Below are 18,523 nucleotides of genomic sequence, written 5' to 3' on the forward strand. Positions count from 1 at the left end.
GGAAGTCACACCTGAAAAAAAGCCCTGGCAACCGCGGTTGCCAGGGCGTCAGATCGCTGGATCTATCAGAAGGTCTTGGAGACGTTCACGAACAGCGTACGGCCGCGGGGGTCATAGCCGCTGTACAGGGGCGCATTGCCCACGCGGTTGTAGACGCCCGAGGAGATCACCGGCGGCTTCTCGTCCAGCAGGTTGCGCACGCCGACCGTGGCCTTCCACTTGCTCACGGTGTCGTTGTACGACACCGACACGGAGTGCAGGAAGTAGCTCGGCGTGTTCAGCTTGAAGCGGCTGGTGGCCGGGTCTTCGCCGTAATAGGCGTAGCTGGAGGTCTTGTCGATCCACTCCAGGCCGTAGTAGACGCTCCAGTTCTTCAGCGTGTACTTGACGTCCAGCTGGCCCGACCACTTCGGCGTGCCGACGTTGCCGTTGTTGTCGTCCAGCGCGTCCTCGGCGAACAGCTTGTAGGCCTGCGAGCGGTACTCGGTCAGCGACAGGTCGACCTTCAGCTTGCCGTTGCCGATCTCGTTGACGTACTGGGCCGTGTAGTCGAAGCCACGGGCGATGTCGGTCGCCAGGTTGACGTAGCTGTCGTTGACGGTCAGCGCATTCGAGCTCGGGTTGCGGGCATCCACAAGTCGGCAGAAGCCACCGGCCTGACGGAAGCCGACGCTGTCGTAGCAGCGCTGCAGGATGTTGCCCGTGCCGGCGCGCGAGACGCCGTTGTCCACCTTCAGGTCGAAGCGGTCGACGGCCAGCGACAGCGAGCCCCAGCCGGTCGGCAGGGTGGGCTGCAGCACGACGCCCCAGGAGGCGTTCTTGGACGTCTCGGCCTTCAGGCCCGCAGCACGGCCGCCGGAGTTGACGACGGTGATGCCGGACGTGGCCTGGTAGCCGGCAGGCAGGCCTTCGGCCTTGCAGTTGATGGCGCGCGGCGTGCCGGCCTTGGCGGGGTCGTCCCAGCTGTTGCACGGGTCGCCGGTGCTGCTCAGGAAGCCGGTCGTGGCACCCAGGAACTGCTCGTACAGGGCCGGCGCGCGGTAGGACGTGCCGTTGGTGCCGCGCAGCGAGATCCAGCTGGCAGGCGCCCAGACGGCGCCGAACTTGTAGGTCGAGTCGGAACCGTAGGACTTGTAGTCGGCGTAGCGGGTCGACGCATTGAGCGTCAGCTCCTTGGCCAGCGGCAGGTTCTTCAGCAGCGGAACCTCGACTTCACCGAAGAAGTCCGTGGCCTTGTCGCTGCCGCGCGTGGGCGTGGACGAGGTCAGGTTGTAGAGGTTGTTGTTCTGCGAGTCGAGCGACGGCGTGTCGTCGATCTTGTTGCTGCGGAACTCGGCGCCGAAGGCGGCCTTCACGTCGCCGTAGGGCAGCTTGAACAGCGAACCGGTCACCGAGGCCGTGACGATGTCTTCCTTGTACTTGGTCAGGCCCGACACCGTCTGCCAGACGTAGTCGACCCAGGCCTGGGGCAGCTGGCCGCCGATGACGGCCGACGTCAGCTTGGGTGCTGCCACGCAACCTGCGGCCGCGGTGTTGGCGCAGGCGAAGCCGCTGCCGCTGGCAACGACGTTCAGGCTGGCGGCCAGGCGGTCGGTCAGGAAGGACTGCTGGTTGTAGGCACCGCGGTTCTCGGAGTGGGTCCACGACACGTCGTAGTCCCAGCTGCTGAAGGCGGGGATGGCGCCGCGCAGGCCAACGGCCGTGCGGACGAAGTCCACCGACTGGCTGCTGCTGTCGTTGCCGAAGCCGATGAAGGCGCGCACGCCGACGTTCAGGCCGTTGCTGGTATTGACCGGGCCGGAGAAGGTGCTGCCTGCCAGGTTGGCGGGGATCAGCGGGCTGCCCTTGATGTAGTCCAGCGACAGCTGGCGGTAGCCGACCTGCGAGGACTCGCGGCGGTTCAGCAGCACTTCGTAGTACAGCTCAGCATCGCCCAGGATGCCCAGGTCCACGCCGCCCTGGGCGTAGATGTTGTGGTTGCGCACCGGCGAGATCAGCGTGCGGTTCAGCGTGCGCGGATCGAAGGTGTCGCGGATGTTCGTGTTGGTGGTCTGGCCACCGCCCACGCCCTCGAAGCCCACCAGACCGGTCGTGACGGCCGAGTTCGGGCGCCAGCGGTTGAAGCTGCCGCCCGTGGAGCCCACCGCGCCGACACCGGCCAGCGTGTTGGTGCCGATGGTGTTGATGGTCACGCCGTTGGAGCCGGTGCCCGTGATCGGGTAGCACTTGGGCTTGCCGGTCAGCGGGTCGATGGTGTCGGCGCTGCCCCATTCGCCCACCACGCCGTTGACGCTGGTGCGGCGGTAGTCGGTGTTGCAGGTGGTCCAGTCACGCTGGCCCAGCGTCATGCTGGTCAGCTCGTTGAAGTTGTACGAGGCCAGGAAGCGCGCGTGGTCGGTGACGAAGCCGCCGGCGATCGAGAAGTTGTAGGAGTTGCCGCCGCCGTCCACGGTGCGGGCCATGGTGCCGTCCACCTGGATGGAGGTCAGGTCCTTCTTGGTGATGATGTTGATCACACCGGCCACGGCGTCGGAGCCGTAGATGGACGAGGCGCCGTCCTTCAGCACTTCGATGCGGTCGACGATGGAGTTGGGCAGCGTGTTCAGGTCGGCCGCGCCGACGGAGCCGCGCGTGCCCGAGGGCGACATGCGGCGGCCGTTCAGCAGCACCAGCGAACGCGTCGGCGCGAAGCCGCGCAGGCCGATGGTGTTGGCGCCCGGGCCGCCGTCGGTGACGTAGCCGCCGAAGGTGTTGTTGACCTGGCCCTGGCCGCCGGTCACGGCGGTGCCTTGCAGGATCTGGGTCGTCGAGCTGTAACCGGCCAGCGCGGCATCTTCGGACTTCACGACCAGCAGCGGCGCAGCGGTGCTGTAGTTGTCGCGCTTGATGCGGGAGCCGGACGTGACGAAGACCGTCTCCAGCTTCTGCGGGGTGTCCGCCTGCTTGGCGGCGGTTTCGGTGGCGGCGGTCGACTTGCTGTCGTTGGCCTGGGTTTGCTGGGCAACGGCGTGCTGCGTCAGGATCAAACCGAGAACGGCGAGCGCAATGGGTTTGCGGGCAGGTTTGAATGGGGAGGAATTCGAGGGCATAAATGGTCCATCAAGGGTGTTTTCGAGCCCTCCGCTACCCGGATGGGGCGGCGCGGCCATCAGGCTCGAAAGTTCATGTTAGGGATGGGCCCTCGGATGACCCGTGCGCTTCGTCAGCACCTAGGGTCATCACGTATTTCAAATTGACCCTTCATGAACCTTGCGTTGTTTACAAGCAACACTCTCGGACCCGCACGGCGAGCGATCGCAGGTGCGGGGGTCAAACACCGCGCGGGCCGAGGCGCCATGCGTGAAACCGTGATGAAAACCCCTTCATTACTTTCAACACGGGTGTCGGCAGCCCGGGCCCGAGTTTCTCGGCGGCACGATTTATTACTGACCAGGAAGATTCATTGCCGGCCGTAAATAACTGCGCAGCGCGACAGGCAATCGCCGCCGATTCATGCCGCAAAACTGCACGAAGAGGTATCGGCCGTCAGGCCATCTCACGGTATCAGCGGCAGATTGCGCTTCCTCTGACCCGTCAGCGCGAACCAGGCGTTGGCCAGCGCCGGCGCGACCGGCGGCGTGGCGGGCTCGCCGACACCCGTGGGCGGGCCCTCGCCGGGCACGAAATAGGTCTCGATGACGGGGCACTGGGCCAGCGTCAGCAGCGGATGGTCGGGGAAGCTCTTCTGGCGCACCTCGCCGTCGACGATGTCGATGCGGCCCCACAAGGCGGCCGTCAGCCCGAAGACGATGCCGCTCTCGACCTGGCGCACGACGATGCCGGGATTGACCACCGTGCCGCAGTCGATGGCGCAGACGACGCGCCGCACGCGCGGCCGGCCGCCCTCTTTCGCCACCTCCACCACCTCGGCTACGACGCTGCCGAAGCTCTCGTGCACGGCCACGCCGCGCGCGACACCGGCCGGCAGCGGCTGCCCCCAGCCAGCCATCTCGGCGGCACGCCCGAGCACGGCCTGGTGGCGCGGCAACCCTTCCAGCAATGAGAGGCGGAAGGCCACCGGGTCGGCCTTGGCCGCGTGGGCCAGCTCATCGACGAAGCCCTCCATGAAGAAGGCATGGTGGGAATGCCCCACAGCCCGCCACATGCCGACCGGAACACCGCTGTGCGCGGGCTGGTGGGCGACGCGCGCATGCGGGATGGCATAGGCCAGGTCGAACAGCCCCTCGGATGCCGTCTTGTCCGGCGCATCGCCGCGCCTGAAGAGGGCGGCGGGAGCGCGGCCGTCGGGGAAGGCGTTGCGGTTGAGCAGATCCAGCGTCGGCGCCAGGCCGGGCATGACGCGCTCGGCCCAGCGCGGCAGCAGAGCATCGGCCGCGTTCGTGACGGACAGCGCCACCGGCCGGCCCGCCGCATCCAGCCCAGCCTGCAGCACGGCCACCTCGGCGGGGCGGTAGAAGTCGTGCGTCATGTCCTCCTCGCGCGACCAGACCAGCTGCACCGGCAGCCCGCCTGTCTCCAGCGCCACACGCACGGCCTGGCCGACGAAGTCCACGTCCAGGCGGCGTCCGAAGCCGCCACCGAGATAGGTCACATGCACCGTCACCTGCTCGGCCGGCACGCCGGCCACGCGGGCGGCCACGTCGCGCGCAAAGCCCGGCACCTGGGTCGGCGCCCAGACGGTGACCCGGCCGTCGGCCACCTGGGCCGTGCAGTTCATCGGCTCCATCGTCGCGTGCGCCAGGTAGGGCGCGCTGTAGACGGCCTCCAGCTGCGTCGCGGCCTGTGTCAGCGCGGTGCGAACATCGCCCTGCGCCAGAAAGGCGAAGCCCTCGCCGGCCGCGTGGGCGCGCCGCGCCTCGCCCTCCAGCGCCGCGAGGATGGCCCCCGAGTCGAGCCGGCCGCCCGGTGGCGGCTGCCAGGCCACGTCCAGCGCCCGGGCGGCATCGAGGGCATGCCAGGTCGTGCGCGCGACTACGGCGTAGGCAGCAGTCGAGCCGGCGATGGGGCCCAGGGCAACCACGCGCAGCACGCCAGGCCGGGCCCGCACCGCGTCGACGTTGGCCGGCCCGAGGCCGCCGCCCAGCATGGGGCAGTGGCGGATGGCGGCGAAGACCTGGCCCGGCTCGCGCACGTCCAGGCCATAGCGGGCGCTGCCGTCCACCTTGGCCGCGAGGTCGATGCGCGGCAGGGCCTGGCCGATCTGCGTCCACTGCCGGGGGTCCTTCAGCCTGACCTCGCCCGGCGGCGTCAGCGCAGCCTGGGCGGCCAGCTCGCCGTAATGGCTCAGCGCGCCGCTGGCATGGTGGACGACGCCGGCCTTGACCGTCAGCTCGGCCACCGGCAGCTTGTGCTTGAGCGCCGCAGCGCCGAGCAGCTGGGCGCGTGCCGTCGCGGCCGCCAGCCGCAGCGTGTCCCAGGCATCGGCCGTGGTGGACGAGCCGCCGGTCAGGTTCAGGCCCAGCTCGCGCGCCACCTTGGCCGTCACCCAGGACAGCAGCCTGAACCCGCCGCGCTGATGGTCGCGCGGACCGAAGGGCATGTTGCCCAGCGACGCGGCGATGTTGCCGTAGATGGCGTCATGGCCGGCCGCGGTCAGGCGCACGCTGCGCAGCGGAACGTCCAGCTCCTCGGCCACCAGCTGGGCCAGCGCCGTGTGCACGCCCTGGCCCATCTCGCTGCGGTTCATGGCCAGCAGCACCGTGCCGTCGGCGGCGATCTTGATCCAGCCGTTCAGCCCCACCTCGCCGTCCACCGGTGCCAGCGTGTGCGCACGCCCCAGGCGCGAGCGCGGCGGCATGAAGCCCCAGCCCACGATGAGGGCCCCGGCCGCCCCCAGGCCGGTCAGCAGCAGCGTGCGCCGCCTCACTTCCCGAGCCCCTTGGCGGCCTGCCTGATGGCGGCCCGCACGCGCGGGTAGGTACCGCAGCGGCAGAGATTGGTCATTGCCGCATCGATGTCGGCGTCGCTCGGGTTCCTGTTCCTCGCCAGCAAGGCCGCGGCGGCCATCAGCATGCCGCTCTGGCAGTAGCCGCACTGCGGCACCTGCTCGGCCAGCCAGGCGAGCTGCAGGGCGTGCGGGTGATCCCCGCTGCCCAGGCCCTCGATGGTGGTGACGGCCTTGCCCTGGCAGGCGCCGAGCGGCGTCACGCAGGAGCGCGCGGCCTGGCCGTCGATGTGCACCGTGCAGGCACCGCAGGCCGCGATGCCGCAGCCGAACTTGGTACCGGTGAGGTTCAGCCCGTCCCGCAGCGCCCACAGCAGCGGCATGGCCGGATCGCTGGCGACGTCCGGCAGCACGACGGCCTGGCCGTTGACTTTCAGTTCCATCGCGTCGGGCCCCGGTGGGAGAAACAGCGCCCCAGGATAGCCGCCAAGGCCGAAAATACGCGCATGAGCCTCCCCCAAGTTGCAACAGCACCCGACCTGCTGTTCGCGCTCCTGCCCGACAGCGGCCTCGCCCCCGACGGGCCCGACACGCTGGCGCCGCTGGCCGCGGCGCTGACCGCCCAATACCCCAAGGCCCTGACGCTGCACCTGCATCCGCCGCTGCGCGATGCCGAAGGCCGCTGCCGCTGGTGGCCGGGCGCCGAGCCCGACCCTGACGGCCTCAACGCCGCCCTGCCCCATCTCATCGAGCGCCTGCGCTTCGAGGCCCGCCGGCTGGACCTGCCCTGGCAGCGTGTGGCGCTGGCCGGCGTGGGCGACGGCGCGATGCTGGCGCTGGAAGCCGTGCAGGCCGAGCCGGCCCTGGTGGGCCGCGTGCTGGCCTTTGCCGGCGGCTATCTGGCCCGGCCGGAAGCGGCGCCGCAGGATGTCTGCGTGCACCTGCTGCACGGCCTGGCCGACCAGCGCTTCTCCTATCGCCACGTCGTCGACGCAGCGCAGGCCCTCGTCGACCTCGGTGCCGACGTGACCGCCGACCTGCTGCCCCACCTCGACCACGGCCTGCACCCGGCCCTGATCGAGAAGGCCATGGAGCAGCTGCGCAATTTCATCCCCGCGCGGCTGTGGCGCGAGGCGCTCATTGCGGCGCAGGAGAACGAGCGGCCGGTCAGCTAGGCCGAGGCGACGGCGCGGGCCGCCAGCTCCGGGATCAGCGCCGCGCGGTACTCGGCCGTGCCGTGCAGATCGCTGTTCAGCCCGTCAGCGCCGACCTTGACGGCGCGTGCCGCGGCCGGGCTCCAGTCGCGGCCCAAGGCCTGCTCCAGGACCGTGCAGCGGAACACGCCCGCCCCGGCGCCGGTCACCGCCACGCGAACGCCGGCGTCGAAGCGCGCGGCGAACACGCCCACGAGCGAGAAGCGCGAGGCCGGCTGCTTGAACTTCTGCCAGGCGGCCGCCTTCGGAATGGGAAAGCTGACCGCGGTGATCAGCTCGCCCTCCTGCAGCGCCGTCGTGAACAGGCCCTGGAAGAAGTCGTCGGCCGCGATCTGACGGCTGCTAGTGTGGATGGTGGCGCCCAGGCCCAGCGCGGCGGCCGGGTAGCAGGCGGCCGGATCGTTGTTGGCCAGGCTGCCGCCCAGCGTGCCGACGTTGCGCACCTGGCGGTCGCCGATGCGGCCGGCCAGGTCGGCTAGCGCGGGGAGGGCCTTCAGCACGTCGGCCGAGGCGGCCACGGCGGCGTGCGTGGTGGCTGCGCCGATGCGCACGGCGCCACCACCCACGCTGATGCCCTGCAGCTCGGGCAGGCGGCGCACGTCCAGCAAGCCCTCGGGCGCGGCCAGGCCAAGCTTGATGGCGCCGAGCAGGCTCTGCCCACCGGCCAGGAACTTGTCGTCGGCGCCCAGGCGGGCCGTGGCGACGGAGGATGCGGCTTGATAGTTCATCGTCATCTCCTCAGGCCTTGGCCGGTTGCAGCGCCGTCCAGACCGTGCATGGCGTGGCCGGCATGGGCAGATCCTTGACGCCGATGGCGTCGCAGATGGCGTTGATGACGGCCGCCGGCGAGCCGATGGCGCCTGCCTCGCCGCAGCCCTTAACACCCAGCGGGTTGTGCGTGCAGGGCGTGCCCTTGGCCGTCTGCACCCGGAAGCTGGGCAGGTCGTCGGCGCGCGGCATCGCGTAGTCCATGTAGCTGCCTGACAGCAGCTGGCCCGAATCGGCGTCGTAGACGCCGTGCTCCAGCAGCGCCTGGCCGATGCCCTGGGCCAGCCCGCCATGCACCTGGCCCTCGACGATCATCGGGTTGACAATGTTGCCGAAGTCGTCCACGGCACTGAAGCGGTCGATGCGCACGACGCCGGTGGCCGGGTCCACCTCCACCTCGCAGACATAGCTGCCGGCCGGGTAGGTGAAGTTGCTCGGGTCGTAGAAGGCGTTCTCGTTGAGGCCGGGCTCCAGCTTGTCCAGCGGGTAGTTGTGCGGCACATAGGCGGTCAGCGACACCTGGGCGAAGGGCACGGCACGGTCGGTGCCGGCGATGCGGTACTCGCCGTTGCTGAACTCGATGTCGCCCTCGCCCGCCTCCAGCAGGTGGGCGGCGATCTTGCGGCCCTTGGCGATGACCTTGTCGACCGCCTTCAGGATGGCCGTGCCGCCCACGGCGAGGGACCGGCTGCCATAGGTGCCCATGCCGAACAGCACCTTGCCGGTGTCGCCGTGCTGGATGTCGACGTCCTCCAGCGGGATGCCGAGGCGGTCGGCCACGACCTGGGCGAAGGTCGTCTCGTGGCCCTGGCCGTGGGAGTGGCTGCCGGTGAACACGGTGACCTTGCCGGTCGGGTGCACGCGCACCTCGCCGGCCTCGAACAGGCCGGCGCGAGCGCCGAGCGCCCCGGCGACGTTGGACGGCGCCAGGCCGCAGGCCTCGATGTAGGTCGAGTAGCCGATGCCGCGCTTCAGGCCCTTGGAGGCACTGACCGCCTTGCGCGCCGCATAGCCGGCCACGTCGGCCAGCTGCTGCACCTGGGTCAGCGTCGCGTCGTAGTCGCCGATGTCGTAGGTCAGGCCCACCGGCGTCGCGTACGGGAACTCCTTGATGAAGTTGCGCCGGCGCAGCTCGGCCGGGTCGATGCCCAGCTCGTGCGCGACCGTCTCCACGAGGCGCTCGACGACATAGGTTGCCTCCGGACGGCCCGCGCCACGGTAGGCGTCCACCGGCGCGGTGTTGGTGAACACGCCGGTGACCTCGGCATAGATCTTCGGCGTGGCGTACTGGCCGGCCAGCAGCGTCGCGTACAGGATGGTGGGCACGCAGGACGCGAAGGTGGACAGGTAGGCGCCCAGATTGGCCGTCGTGTGCACGCGCATCGCGAGGAAGCGGCCGTCCTTGTCGCTGGCCAGCTCGGCCGTCGTCACATGGTCGCGGCCATGGGCGTCGCTCAGGAAGCTCTCGCTGCGCTCGGCCGTCCACTTGATCGGCCGGCCCAGCTGCTTGCTCGCCCACACCAGCGCGGTCTCCTCCGCGTAGAGAAAGATCTTGGAGCCGAAGCCGCCGCCCACGTCCGGCGCCACGACACGCAGCTTGTGCTCGGGGATGCCGAGCACGAAGGCGCACATCAGCAGGCGCTCGACGTGCGGGTTCTGGTTGGCGACGTAGAGGGTGTAGCTGTCGCCGCTGGGGTCGTAGCTCGCGTTGGCCGCGCGCGGCTCGATGGCGTTGGGGATGAGCCGGTTGTTGCGGAAGCTCAGCTTCGTGACATGGGCGGCGCCTGCCATCGCGGCATCCGTCGCGGCCTTGTCGCCGCAGCCCCAGATGTAGCAGCGGTTGTCGGGCGCCTCGTCGTGCACGCTGCCGGCGTGGCCGGCCGCGGTGGCGGTATCGGCCACGGCGGGCAGCTCGTCATAGTCCACCTCCACGAGCGCCGCCGCGGCCTTGGCCTCGGCCAGGGTTTCGGCCACGACCAGGGCCAGCGCGTCGCCCACGTAGCGCACCTTGCCGTGCGCCAGGATGGGATGCTTGGGCTCCTTCATCGGCTGGCCGTCGGTGCTGGTGATGAGCCAGCCGCAGGGCAGGCCGCCGACGTCCTTGAAATGTTCGCCGGAGTAGACACCCAGCACGCCGGGCGCGGCGGCGGCCGCGGCGGTGTCCACGCGGGTCAGACGGGCGTGGGCGTAACTGCTGCGCACGAAGACGCCAAAGGTCTGGCGCGGCAGCACGATGTCGTCGGTGTACTGGCCACGGCCGGTCAGGAAGCGCGCGTCCTCGCGGCGCTTGACGCTCTGGCCGATGAAACCTTCCTTGGGTGAGTTCATGGTCAGGCCCCCTTCATCGCCTGGGCGCCGGCCTGCACGGCCCGCACGATGTTCTGGTAGCCGGTGCAGCGGCACAGATTGCCCTCCAGCCCCTCGCGGATGGCCGTCTCGCTGGAACAGTCGTGGTGCTGCACCAGGTCGATGGCGCTCATGACCATGCCCGGCGTGCAGAAGCCGCATTGCAGGCCGTGGCATTCCTTGAAGGCGGCCTGCATGGGGTGCAGGGTGCCGTCGGTGGCGGCCAGGCCTTCGATGGTGGTGATGGCGGCGCCGTCGGCCTGCACGGCCAGCATGTTGCAGGCCTTGACGGCATGGCCGTTCAGGTGGACCGTACAGGCGCCGCACTGGGCGGTGTCGCAGCCGACGTGGGTGCCGGTCAGGGCCAGATCCTCGCGCAGCAACTGCACCAGCAGTTTCTCGGGAGTCACGTCGCGGCTGACCACACGGCCGTTGACCGTGAGCTGGATCTTCATCGCTTGTCTCCTGGGGTTGTAGGGACGATGCTCCGGCGGCTTCAAGGGCTTGTGATTGACGATTACCCTAGTGGAAATTCAAGTTGGGGATGAACGTCCATGGACAACCTCGATCTCAGCGTGTTGCGCACGGCCGCCGGCTGGCGGGCCGAGGCGCGCGGCGTCGTGCTCGGCACCATCACGCGCACCTGGGGCTCGGCGCCCCGGCCGGTCGGCTCGCTGGTGGCGGTGCGGGATGACGGGCTGATCGCCGGCTCGGTGTCGGGCGGTTGCATCGAGGACGACCTCGTCGCCCAGCTGCGCGCCGGCAGCCTGAAGCTGGCCAAGCCAACGCCGCTGCGCTATGGCGTCGGCGCCGAGGAGGCGCGCCGCTTCGGCCTGCCCTGCGGCGGCACGCTGGAGCTGATGCTGGAGCCGCTGGGGCCGCAGTCGGGCGTGGACGAGCTGCTGGCGCGGCTCACGCGCGGCGAGCGGGTGCGCCGCACGCTGGACCTGGCCAGCGGCGCCGTCGCCCTGGCCGACGCCGAACCCGGCGCCGACACGCTGGCCCTGACCGACACCCACCTCGTCAGCCACCACGGCCCGCAATGGCGGCTGCTGGTCATCGGCGCCGGCCAGATGACCGACTACCTGGCCCAGATGGCCCTGGCCCTAGGCTATGGCGTGACGGTGTGCGACCCGCGCGAGGAATATGCCGACGGCTTCGCCATCCCCGGCGTCATGCTCACGCGCGACATGCCGGACGACGTCGTCACCGCCTTCCGGCCCGACGGCGCGACGGCCATCGTCGCGCTGACGCATGACCCCAAGCTGGACGACCTCGCGCTGATGGAGGCCCTGGGCAGCGCGGCCTTCTACGTCGGCGCCATCGGCTCGCGCGTCAACCAGGCCAAGCGCCGTGCCCGGCTGGCCGAGCATTTCGGGCTGACGGCCGAGCAGCTCGACCGCCTGCATGGCCCCGTCGGCCTGGACATCGGCGCCCGCACGCCACCGGAGATCGCACTCAGCATCCTGGCGGAGATGACGGCGGTGCGCTACCGGGCGGCCGGCGCCAGGCCCGAGGCCGGCTGCGCCGTCTGAATCACCTCATGGTGTAGCCGCGCCCGTCCATGCAGGCTTCCACCGCGCGGTTGAACACGCTGGCGTCGGCCTGGGCGTTCGGCTGCGTCGTGGCCCAGCGGTTGCACTCGCGGCGGTCGTTCTCCAGTTGCTCGGGCGACTGGCCGTTGCGCGGGTAGACGATGGGCTCGGCCCGGGGCGCCGGCGGCGGCGGAGCAGGCACGACCTGGGCCGGCGCGGGTTCCGGCGGTGGGGTCACCACGGCGTAGCCCTCGGGCACGGCACGGTAGTACACGCCGCCCGCATAGTAGTAAGGCAGGCCGCCCAGCGTCAGCGTCACATAGGCCGGCGGCAGCAGCGGGATGACCAGGCCCACCGGCGGCAGCACGACGCGGTAGCGCGGCCCATAAGGCTGGTACCAGACGCCACCATGGAACCAGTAGCGGCCGGGGCCGGCGCCAACGACGACGGCGCCATGCGGCACGTACGGCGCCACATAGCCGGGTGCGGGGTAGTAGTGGTCGTGGTGGTAGCGGTTGTCGAACACCATGCCGATGTTGGCGCGCACGCGCACGTCGGCATGGGCGGCCGGAGCAGCGAAGGCAGCGCACAGCGCAAGCGCGGCTGCGGCGGTGGAATGGAGCCAGGTCTTGTTCATCGTCTTCAACCCGAAGTCAGGGGTGGATGGCCAACGCCGCCAGCGTCACGCGGGTGGACTGCTGCGGCATTGCGGCCGCGTAAAGTTCGCCGCTCCACCTGTCGCCACGCTGTCCCGCCATGATCGAACTGCTCTACTACCCCAGCAACGCCAGCTTCGCGCCCCACATCCTGCTGGAAGAGATGGGCATTTCCTACAAGCTGCGCCAGGTGGACCGTGCCAACAACGAGCACAAGTCGCCGGCCTATCTGAAGCTCAACCCCAACGGCGTCATCCCGGTTCTGCTCGACGGGGATCTCGTGCTCTACGAGACGGCGGCCATCCTGATGCACCTCGCCGACCGCCACCCCGGCTTCTGCCCGGCACCCGGCACGCCGGAGCGGGCCCAGTACTACAAGTGGATGGTCTGGCTGACCAACACGCTGCAGGCCATGCTGATCCACTACTTCTACCCCGACCGCATGGCGACGGACGCCGCCGAGGTCAAGGCCCGCGCCGAGGCCCAGATCGCGCCCATGCTGGACCAGATGGACGCCGAACTGGCCCGCCACGGCGGCGACTGGTTCCTGGGCGGGCAGTACACGGCCGTGGACCCACTGGCTTTCATGCTGTGCCGCTGGACGCGCATGCAGGCCAACCCGGCCAAGACGCGGCCGGCCCTGGGCGCCTACCTGAAGCGCGTGTTCGACCGACCGGCCACGCAGCGCGTGGTGGCCAAGGAAAAGCTGCCCGACCCGGTCTATTGAGAAGACTGCTGCTGCTTCGCCAGCAGCTCGGCCATCTTCAGCTGCACGGCCTGGATGGCCTTCAGGGGCCGGACCATGACCTTGAAGTCGGTGATCTGCCCGGCGCCGTTCCAGCGGATCAGGTCCACGCCGTTGACCTGCACGCCGTCCAGCGCCAGTTCGAACTCCAGCAGCGCATCCCGCTCGCCGCGGATCTCGCGCACGTAGCGGAAGCTGTCGTTGCCGAGGATCATCAGCGCCGCGCCGAGGTATTGCGTGGCCAGCAGCCGGCCGCGCTGCGGCGTGTGCACGACAGGCGAGTGAAAGACAACCTCGTCCGCCAGCAGCGCCGCCAGCGCGCGCGGGTTACGGGCCTGGGCGAGGGCGTGCCAGGCATCGATGGGGTGGGTCATGTCAGATGTCCATGGGGTCTTTGAAACAGGCGGGCGAGCGCCGGGCCGCTCCCAAGCCGGCCCGCTCTGGCGATGTGCTTGCGGCTCGATGCCTCGAGCATCGCCGCCAACGCGGGGGACCGACCGCGTGCGCGCGGGCGAGGGGCGTCATTTCAAGGCCAGTGGCGCTGGAAGACGGCGGCGACCTGCGGGTGCTGCTCCACGCGCAGCAGCTGCGCGTGGAAGCTGGGCCGCTCGGCCTGCAGCATGGGCCGCGAGCCCGACCATTTGGAAACGACCGTGGCCAGCAGCTCCAGCGCACCGGGGGAACCGGCGTCGAAGCCGATCTCGAACTGGTCGGCGAACAGCCGCCAGTGCTCGTGCAGCCGTGCCCGTGTGCCGGCGCGGATGCGGGCCTTCATGTCGTCGTCGCAGGGCTCGCACCAGCGCTCGGGGTAGTCGATGACGCTGATGGCCGCATAGCAGTTGGCCGCGATGTAGACCAGGCCGCGCAGCACGCGCGCCCGGGCGCCGGCATCGGCGGGCAGCAGCAGGCCGGGCACCGTCGTCAGGCCGAGGTGGATCAGGATGGCCGCGCTCTCCGTCAGCACCGTGCCGTCGGCCAGCACCAGCGTCGGGATCTGGCCCAGCGGGTTCACGCGCAGCAGCGCGTCGCGGCCGGAGCCCAGGTTCCAGGAGGCGGCGTCCACGCCGGTGTAGGCCAGGCCGGCGCGGGCCAGCGCCGCCTCGATGGCCGCCGAACCCGATCCCTTGGTGCCGTACAAGGTCAACATCGTCCTGACTCCTCCGTTGAGCGTGCAAAATCGTCGCACATCATGAGCACCCGGTCCGCCCTGCCCCCCTCGAATCGCGCCGGCCCCAGGCCCAGCTTCGGCCGGGTCAGCGTGGGCGTCTACGGCCGCGTCATGATGTCGACGGCCGAAGGCCCGTTCGACGCCGAGCTGATGACGGCCACCCAGCGCGCCATCGCGCTTGCGGGCAAGCGCCTGCCTGCCGACCGCCGCTTCGGTGACCTGCTGGAGATCCGCGGTAGCCTGCAGATGGACAGCGACGCGCTGAGCGCGCTGCGCGCCAGCATCGACGCCTTTGCCTCGCGCGGCGTCGTGGCCATCTCCACCGTCTTCCTCGTGCGCCCCGGCATTCCGGGCATCGAGCGGCTGCCCGCGCTGATGGACATCTGGCGCGCCAGCCGGCCGGTGCGGCGCGCCGACAACTTCGACGCCGCCTGGGCCCTGGTCAACGCTGACCTGGCCGCGGCCGGCCTGCCGACCCAGCCACCGCCCCCCTATCCATGAGCGACGTCACCGGCCTGCAGTGGCCGCTCGATGCCAAGGGCAGGCGTGCCTCGGGAGCGCCCGGCCAGCGCATCGTGGCCGCTGCACTGCGCGGGCCGGATGCCGCCGCGGCCGCTGCCGTCGCCGCCGAGCGCGACTGGCGCCATGCCTACCCCCGCCACTGGCGCGCGCTGGTGCAGGCGCAGGCGGCGCAGCCCACCGGCGTCGTCGCGTCGGCCCGCGCCGGCCTGGCTGCTGCCTGGGCCGAACTGCCCTTCGTGCGTGCCGGCCGGCCCGTGGCCCTGGCGCAAGCGATGGGCACGCCGCAGCACCGCTTTCAGACCCTGCAGTTGCGCGGCAGCGGCGACGCGGCGCCGGCCCGCTGGAGCGTGCCCCACCAGGGGCGCGAGCTGGCCGGCGATGCGCTGGCGCGGCAGATCGACCGCTGGGAGCAGGCCGGCGTCTGCGAGGCCGCCCATGCCCAGGCGCTGCGCGACTGCCTGGCCCACCCCGAGTGGTTCGACCTGTCCGACCAGCACCTCGTGCTGCTGGGCGCCGGCAGCGAGGCCGGGCCGCTGGCCTGGCTGGCCCGGTGGCGGGCCAACCTCGTCGGCATCGACCTCGCACGCACCGCCACCTGGAAACGCATCGCCACCACCGTTGCAGCCGGCAACGCCACGCTGACGGCACCCGTCGCGCCGGGCCAGCCGCTGGACGCGGCCCACGCCGGCGCCGACCTGCTGGCCGACACGCCCGAGATCGCGGTCTGGCTGGCCGGCCTCGGCCAGCCCCTGTCCATCGCCAATCTGGCCTATCTCGACGGCGAGCGCCATGTGCGCGTATCCCTTGCCATGGACGCCATCAGCGCGACGCTGTGCGCCGCCGACGCACGCACCCAGCTCGCCTACATGGCCACGCCCACAGACGTCTTCGCCGTGCCCGAGGCGCTGGCGAACGACGTGATGCGCCGCTATGCCGAGCGGGGCGTCGTCAAGAAGCTGGCCCAGTTCGGCGCGCGCCTCTCCAGCGGCGGGCGGGGCTTCGCGCCGCACATCGAGCGCCTGATCGACGCGGGCGACTTCGGCCACTGGGGTCTGGTGGACGCCCTGGTCGTCGAGCAGGGGCCCAACTACGCGCTGGCCAAGCGGCTGCAGCAATGGCGGGCCCTGGTGGCCCGTGCCGACGGGCATCGAGTCGCCTTCAACGTGGCGCCCAGCACCACGACGGCCTCGGTCGTCTCCAACCCGCTGCTGGCCGCGGGCTTTCGCGGCGCCAGGGCCTTCGGCGTCGAGGTCTTCGCGCCGGCAACGACGAATGCGCTGATGGCCGCGATGTGGGTGCACCAGTTGCGCACCGCGCCGCGCGACTTCGCCCACCCGCTCAAGCTGCTGGTGCATACCGCCAACCACGGCGGCCTGTGGCGCCTGCCCTATCTGCCGCGCTCGGTGCTGCCGATGGCGGCGCTGCTGGGCTTCGTCAAGCGGGCTTGACGGACGCCGCGTCGTAGAGCTCCAGCCCCGGCGGCTCCGAGGCCATCGCTGCCAGCGCCTTTCCGAACTCGCGCGAGGCCGGCACACGGAAGTGAGCCTGCAGGGCGGACATGTCGCGCCACTTCTCGACGAAGACGAGGCGCAGCGGGTTCTCCGCGTCGCGGTGCACCGCGTGCGCCAGGCAGCCGGGCTCGGCGCGCGAGCGCTCGACATGCTGCCGGCTCAGGCGCAGCACCTCGTCGAAGTGCTCGGGGCGGGCGGTGACATGGCCAAGGACCAGGATCATGGTGACGGGCTCCCTCGGAAGGGCCAGGGGCGTTGGGCAGGCCGCAGCCGCTCCCAGGCGGCACCGAGGGCCAGCACGCCGGCGTCGTCGAAGCGCCGGCCGGTGATCTGCAGGCCGATCGGCAAACCGCCCGCGGTGTAGCCCGCATTGATGGACAGCGCCGGCTGCTCGCTCATGTTGCAGGGCAGCGTGAAGGCGATGTGCTCGAAGGGCCGGGCCGGATCGTGCAGCGGGCTGGCCCGATGCGCCGGGTAGGCCGGCATGGGGCTGACCGGCGACAGCACGAAGTCGAACGCCCCGCAGGCCGCGTTGGCCGCCTCGCGCAGGGCCTGCATCTGGCTGTAGCCGCGAAAAACCGTGCCGCCGTCGTAGCCGGCCGCGGGCGCCACCCAGTCGAGGATGTAGGGCAGCACCCTGGCGCGCCGCTCGGGAGCCAGGGCCGAGATGTCCAGCCAGGAGCGCATGCGCCAGAAGCGGTCGATGCCGTCGGCCATCTCGCGCGTCGTGAACGCCGGCATGGGCTCGACGATGGCGCCGGCCTGCTCGAAGGCGAGCGCGGCGGCGGTGATCGCTGCGGCCACCTCGGGCTGCACGGCCTCGCCCCAGCCCGCATCCAGCAGCAGGCCGAGGCGCAGGCCGCGCAGTTCCAGCGGTCGCGGCGCAACGGGCTGCGGCGGCAGCTGCGTCGGGTCGCGGTCGTCCGGCTGCGCGAGCACGGCCAGCATCAGCGCGGCGTCCGCCACCGTGCGCGTCAGCGGCCCGGCCACGCGGCCGGCATAGCCCGGCTTGATGGGCACGCGGCCATGGCTGGGCTTGAGCCCCACGAGGCCGCACCAGCCGGCCGGCAGGCGGATGGAGCCGCCGATGTCGGTGCCCAGGTGCAGCGGGCCATAGCCCGCCGCGCCCGCGGCGGCCGCGCCGGCGCTCGACCCGCCGGGCGTCATGCGCACATCCCAGGGGTTGCGCGCCGGTTCGGCATAGAGGCTGGACAGGCCCGAGCTCAGCATGCCGTAGTCGGGCATGGTGGTGCGCGCCCAGGCGATGGCGCCGGCCTCGCGCAGCCGTGCGGCGGGCGGGGCCTCGAAGTCGGCCGTCGCGTCGTCGGCCGTGGCGGCGGTGCCCAGGCGGTAGGCGGCACCGGGCACGGCGATGTTTTCCTTCAGCGTGACGGGCACGCCGTCCAGTGCGAGCGGCGTGCCGGCGCGCCAGCGGGCCTCGCTGGACCGTGCGGCGGCCAAGGCTGCATCGGCATCGACGGCACACAGCGCGTGCAGTTCGGGCTCGCGCCGCCCGGCCTGGGCCAGCACGTCCCGCATCACGTCGACGGGCGACAGCTCGCCCGCGCGATAGGCCGCCAGCAGCTCGGCGACCGACAGGCCGGCGATCACTTCTTCAGCTTCTCGGCGGCCTTGAGCATCGCGTCGATGTGGCCGTCGGGGTTCATGCTGGCATGCACGGCGGCGACCTTGCCGTCGGGGGCGATCAGGTAGGAGACGCGGTCGGCCATGCTGCCGGGCACCAGCTTCAGGCCGGCGTCGTAGGACTTGATGACCTTGCCCTGGGCATCGGCCGCCACGGCGAACTTGCTGCGGCAGGCCTCGACGCTGAACTTCTTCAGCGTGTCGATGTCGTCGTTGGACATGCCGATGACGGTCGTGTTCAGCGCCTTGAACTTGTCCGTCGCCTCGGCGAACTGGTGGGCCTCGACCGTGCAGCCGCTGGTGAAGGCCTTGGGATAGAAGTACAGCACCACGGGCCCCTGCTTGAGGGCCTCGGCGAGCTTGAACTTGAAGGGCTGGCCGCCGACGGCGGCGTCGGCGGTGAAGTCGGGTGCCGCTGCGCCGACGCCGAGGGCAGCATGGGCCGGCAAGGCCAGGGTCAGCAGCAGGGGCAGTGCGGCGAGAAGACGAACGGGGCGCGACAACATAACGACTCCAAAAGGTGAACAGTC

At 70.8% G+C, this 18,523-nt stretch carries 17 protein-coding genes; 5 read left to right on the forward strand and 12 right to left on the reverse strand.

The window, feature by feature from the left end:
* Positions 1-65: 65 nt before the first annotated feature.
* From AC07VX_RS04085 to AC07VX_RS04095, 3 genes are all read right to left on the reverse strand, one after another.
* Positions 66-3,026 (reverse strand): TonB-dependent receptor domain-containing protein, encoded by a 2,961-nt coding sequence (locus AC07VX_RS04085; protein ID WP_493162978.1) that lies wholly within the window; start codon positions 3,024-3,026, stop codon positions 66-68.
* Between the two features lie 509 nt (positions 3,027-3,535).
* Positions 3,536-5,866, reverse strand: coding sequence for a xanthine dehydrogenase family protein molybdopterin-binding subunit (locus AC07VX_RS04090; RefSeq protein WP_493162977.1), 2,331 nt, complete (start codon positions 5,864-5,866; stop codon positions 3,536-3,538).
* The gene (locus AC07VX_RS04095) at positions 5,863-6,327 is read right to left on the reverse strand and encodes a (2Fe-2S)-binding protein (RefSeq protein ID WP_493162976.1); all 465 of its coding nucleotides are present in this window, start codon (positions 6,325-6,327) and stop codon (positions 5,863-5,865) included. Before AC07VX_RS04095 ends, AC07VX_RS04090 begins: the two co-directional genes overlap by 4 nt.
* 63 nt (positions 6,328-6,390) lie before the next feature.
* Between AC07VX_RS04095 and AC07VX_RS04100 the strand changes: the two genes are divergently transcribed.
* Entirely contained in the window at positions 6,391-7,059 is a 669-nt protein-coding gene (locus AC07VX_RS04100) for an alpha/beta hydrolase family protein (RefSeq protein ID WP_493162974.1), read from the forward strand.
* Here the strand turns inward: AC07VX_RS04100 and AC07VX_RS04105 are convergent.
* From AC07VX_RS04105 to AC07VX_RS04115, 3 genes are read right to left on the reverse strand one after another with little or no spacing between them, the layout of a single operon-like run.
* A complete protein-coding gene (locus tag AC07VX_RS04105; RefSeq protein ID WP_493162973.1) occupies positions 7,056-7,826 on the reverse strand; it encodes an FAD binding domain-containing protein in 771 nt (256 codons plus the stop codon). The two genes, AC07VX_RS04100 and AC07VX_RS04105, sit on opposite strands and share 4 nt — an antisense overlap.
* 10 nt (positions 7,827-7,836) lie before the next feature.
* Entirely contained in the window at positions 7,837-10,194 is a 2,358-nt protein-coding gene (locus tag AC07VX_RS04110; protein WP_493162972.1) for a xanthine dehydrogenase family protein molybdopterin-binding subunit, read from the reverse strand.
* Positions 10,195-10,196: 2 nt separating this feature from the next.
* Entirely contained in the window at positions 10,197-10,667 is a 471-nt protein-coding gene (locus AC07VX_RS04115; protein WP_493162971.1) for a (2Fe-2S)-binding protein, read from the reverse strand.
* 99 nt (positions 10,668-10,766) lie between these two features.
* Here AC07VX_RS04115 and AC07VX_RS04120 point away from each other — a divergent pair, with 99 nt between their 5' ends.
* Positions 10,767-11,747 carry an XdhC family protein gene (locus AC07VX_RS04120; RefSeq protein WP_493162970.1) on the forward strand — a complete coding sequence of 327 codons (981 nt, stop codon included), beginning with the start codon at positions 10,767-10,769 and terminating at the stop codon, positions 11,745-11,747.
* A gap of 1 nt (position 11,748) precedes the next feature.
* On the opposite strand, the gene AC07VX_RS04125 is transcribed toward AC07VX_RS04120, so the two are convergent.
* Positions 11,749-12,384 (reverse strand): DUF6515 family protein, encoded by a 636-nt coding sequence (locus AC07VX_RS04125; RefSeq protein WP_493162968.1) that lies wholly within the window; start codon positions 12,382-12,384, stop codon positions 11,749-11,751.
* 119 nt (positions 12,385-12,503) lie between these two features.
* On the opposite strand from AC07VX_RS04125, the gene AC07VX_RS04130 reads away from it, so the two are divergent.
* Positions 12,504-13,130, forward strand: a complete 627-nt coding sequence (locus AC07VX_RS04130; RefSeq protein WP_493162967.1) for a glutathione S-transferase family protein — start codon at positions 12,504-12,506, stop codon at positions 13,128-13,130.
* Here the strand turns inward: AC07VX_RS04130 and AC07VX_RS04135 are convergent.
* Together AC07VX_RS04135 and AC07VX_RS04140 are read right to left on the reverse strand one after the other, a co-directional pair.
* Positions 13,124-13,522, reverse strand: a complete 399-nt coding sequence (locus tag AC07VX_RS04135) for a nuclear transport factor 2 family protein (RefSeq protein WP_493162966.1) — start codon at positions 13,520-13,522, stop codon at positions 13,124-13,126. The genes AC07VX_RS04130 and AC07VX_RS04135 overlap by 7 nt on opposite strands.
* Before the next feature lie 152 nt (positions 13,523-13,674).
* Positions 13,675-14,295: a glutathione S-transferase family protein gene (locus AC07VX_RS04140; RefSeq protein ID WP_493162965.1), complete on the reverse strand. Its 621-nt coding sequence runs from the start codon at positions 14,293-14,295 to the stop codon at positions 13,675-13,677.
* Positions 14,296-14,337: 42 nt separating this feature from the next.
* Between AC07VX_RS04140 and AC07VX_RS04145 the strand changes: the two genes are divergently transcribed.
* Together AC07VX_RS04145 and AC07VX_RS04150 are read left to right on the forward strand one after the other, a co-directional pair.
* Positions 14,338-14,817, forward strand: a complete 480-nt coding sequence (locus AC07VX_RS04145; RefSeq protein WP_493162964.1) for a hypothetical protein — start codon at positions 14,338-14,340, stop codon at positions 14,815-14,817.
* Entirely contained in the window at positions 14,814-16,286 is a 1,473-nt protein-coding gene (locus AC07VX_RS04150) for a hypothetical protein (protein WP_493162963.1), read from the forward strand. The genes AC07VX_RS04145 and AC07VX_RS04150 overlap by 4 nt, the downstream gene beginning before the upstream one ends.
* On the opposite strand, the gene AC07VX_RS04155 is transcribed toward AC07VX_RS04150, so the two are convergent.
* Genes AC07VX_RS04155 through AC07VX_RS04165 form a run of 3 tightly spaced genes read right to left on the reverse strand, consistent with a single transcriptional unit; the run spans position 16,273 to position 18,496 of the window.
* On the reverse strand, positions 16,273-16,572 hold the full coding sequence (locus AC07VX_RS04155; protein WP_493162962.1) for a putative quinol monooxygenase: 300 nt from the start codon (positions 16,570-16,572) through the stop codon (positions 16,273-16,275). The genes AC07VX_RS04150 and AC07VX_RS04155 overlap by 14 nt on opposite strands.
* Complete coding sequence (locus AC07VX_RS04160) at positions 16,569-17,960, reverse strand: amidase (protein ID WP_493162961.1); 1,392 nt, start codon at positions 17,958-17,960, stop codon at positions 16,569-16,571. Before AC07VX_RS04160 ends, AC07VX_RS04155 begins: the two co-directional genes overlap by 4 nt.
* Positions 17,957-18,496: a peroxiredoxin gene (locus AC07VX_RS04165; RefSeq protein ID WP_493163829.1), complete on the reverse strand. Its 540-nt coding sequence runs from the start codon at positions 18,494-18,496 to the stop codon at positions 17,957-17,959. Before AC07VX_RS04165 ends, AC07VX_RS04160 begins: the two co-directional genes overlap by 4 nt.
* Positions 18,497-18,523 lie beyond the last annotated feature (27 nt).

It is taken from the genome of Roseateles sp. GW821-FHT03B02, from assembly GCF_059421025.1.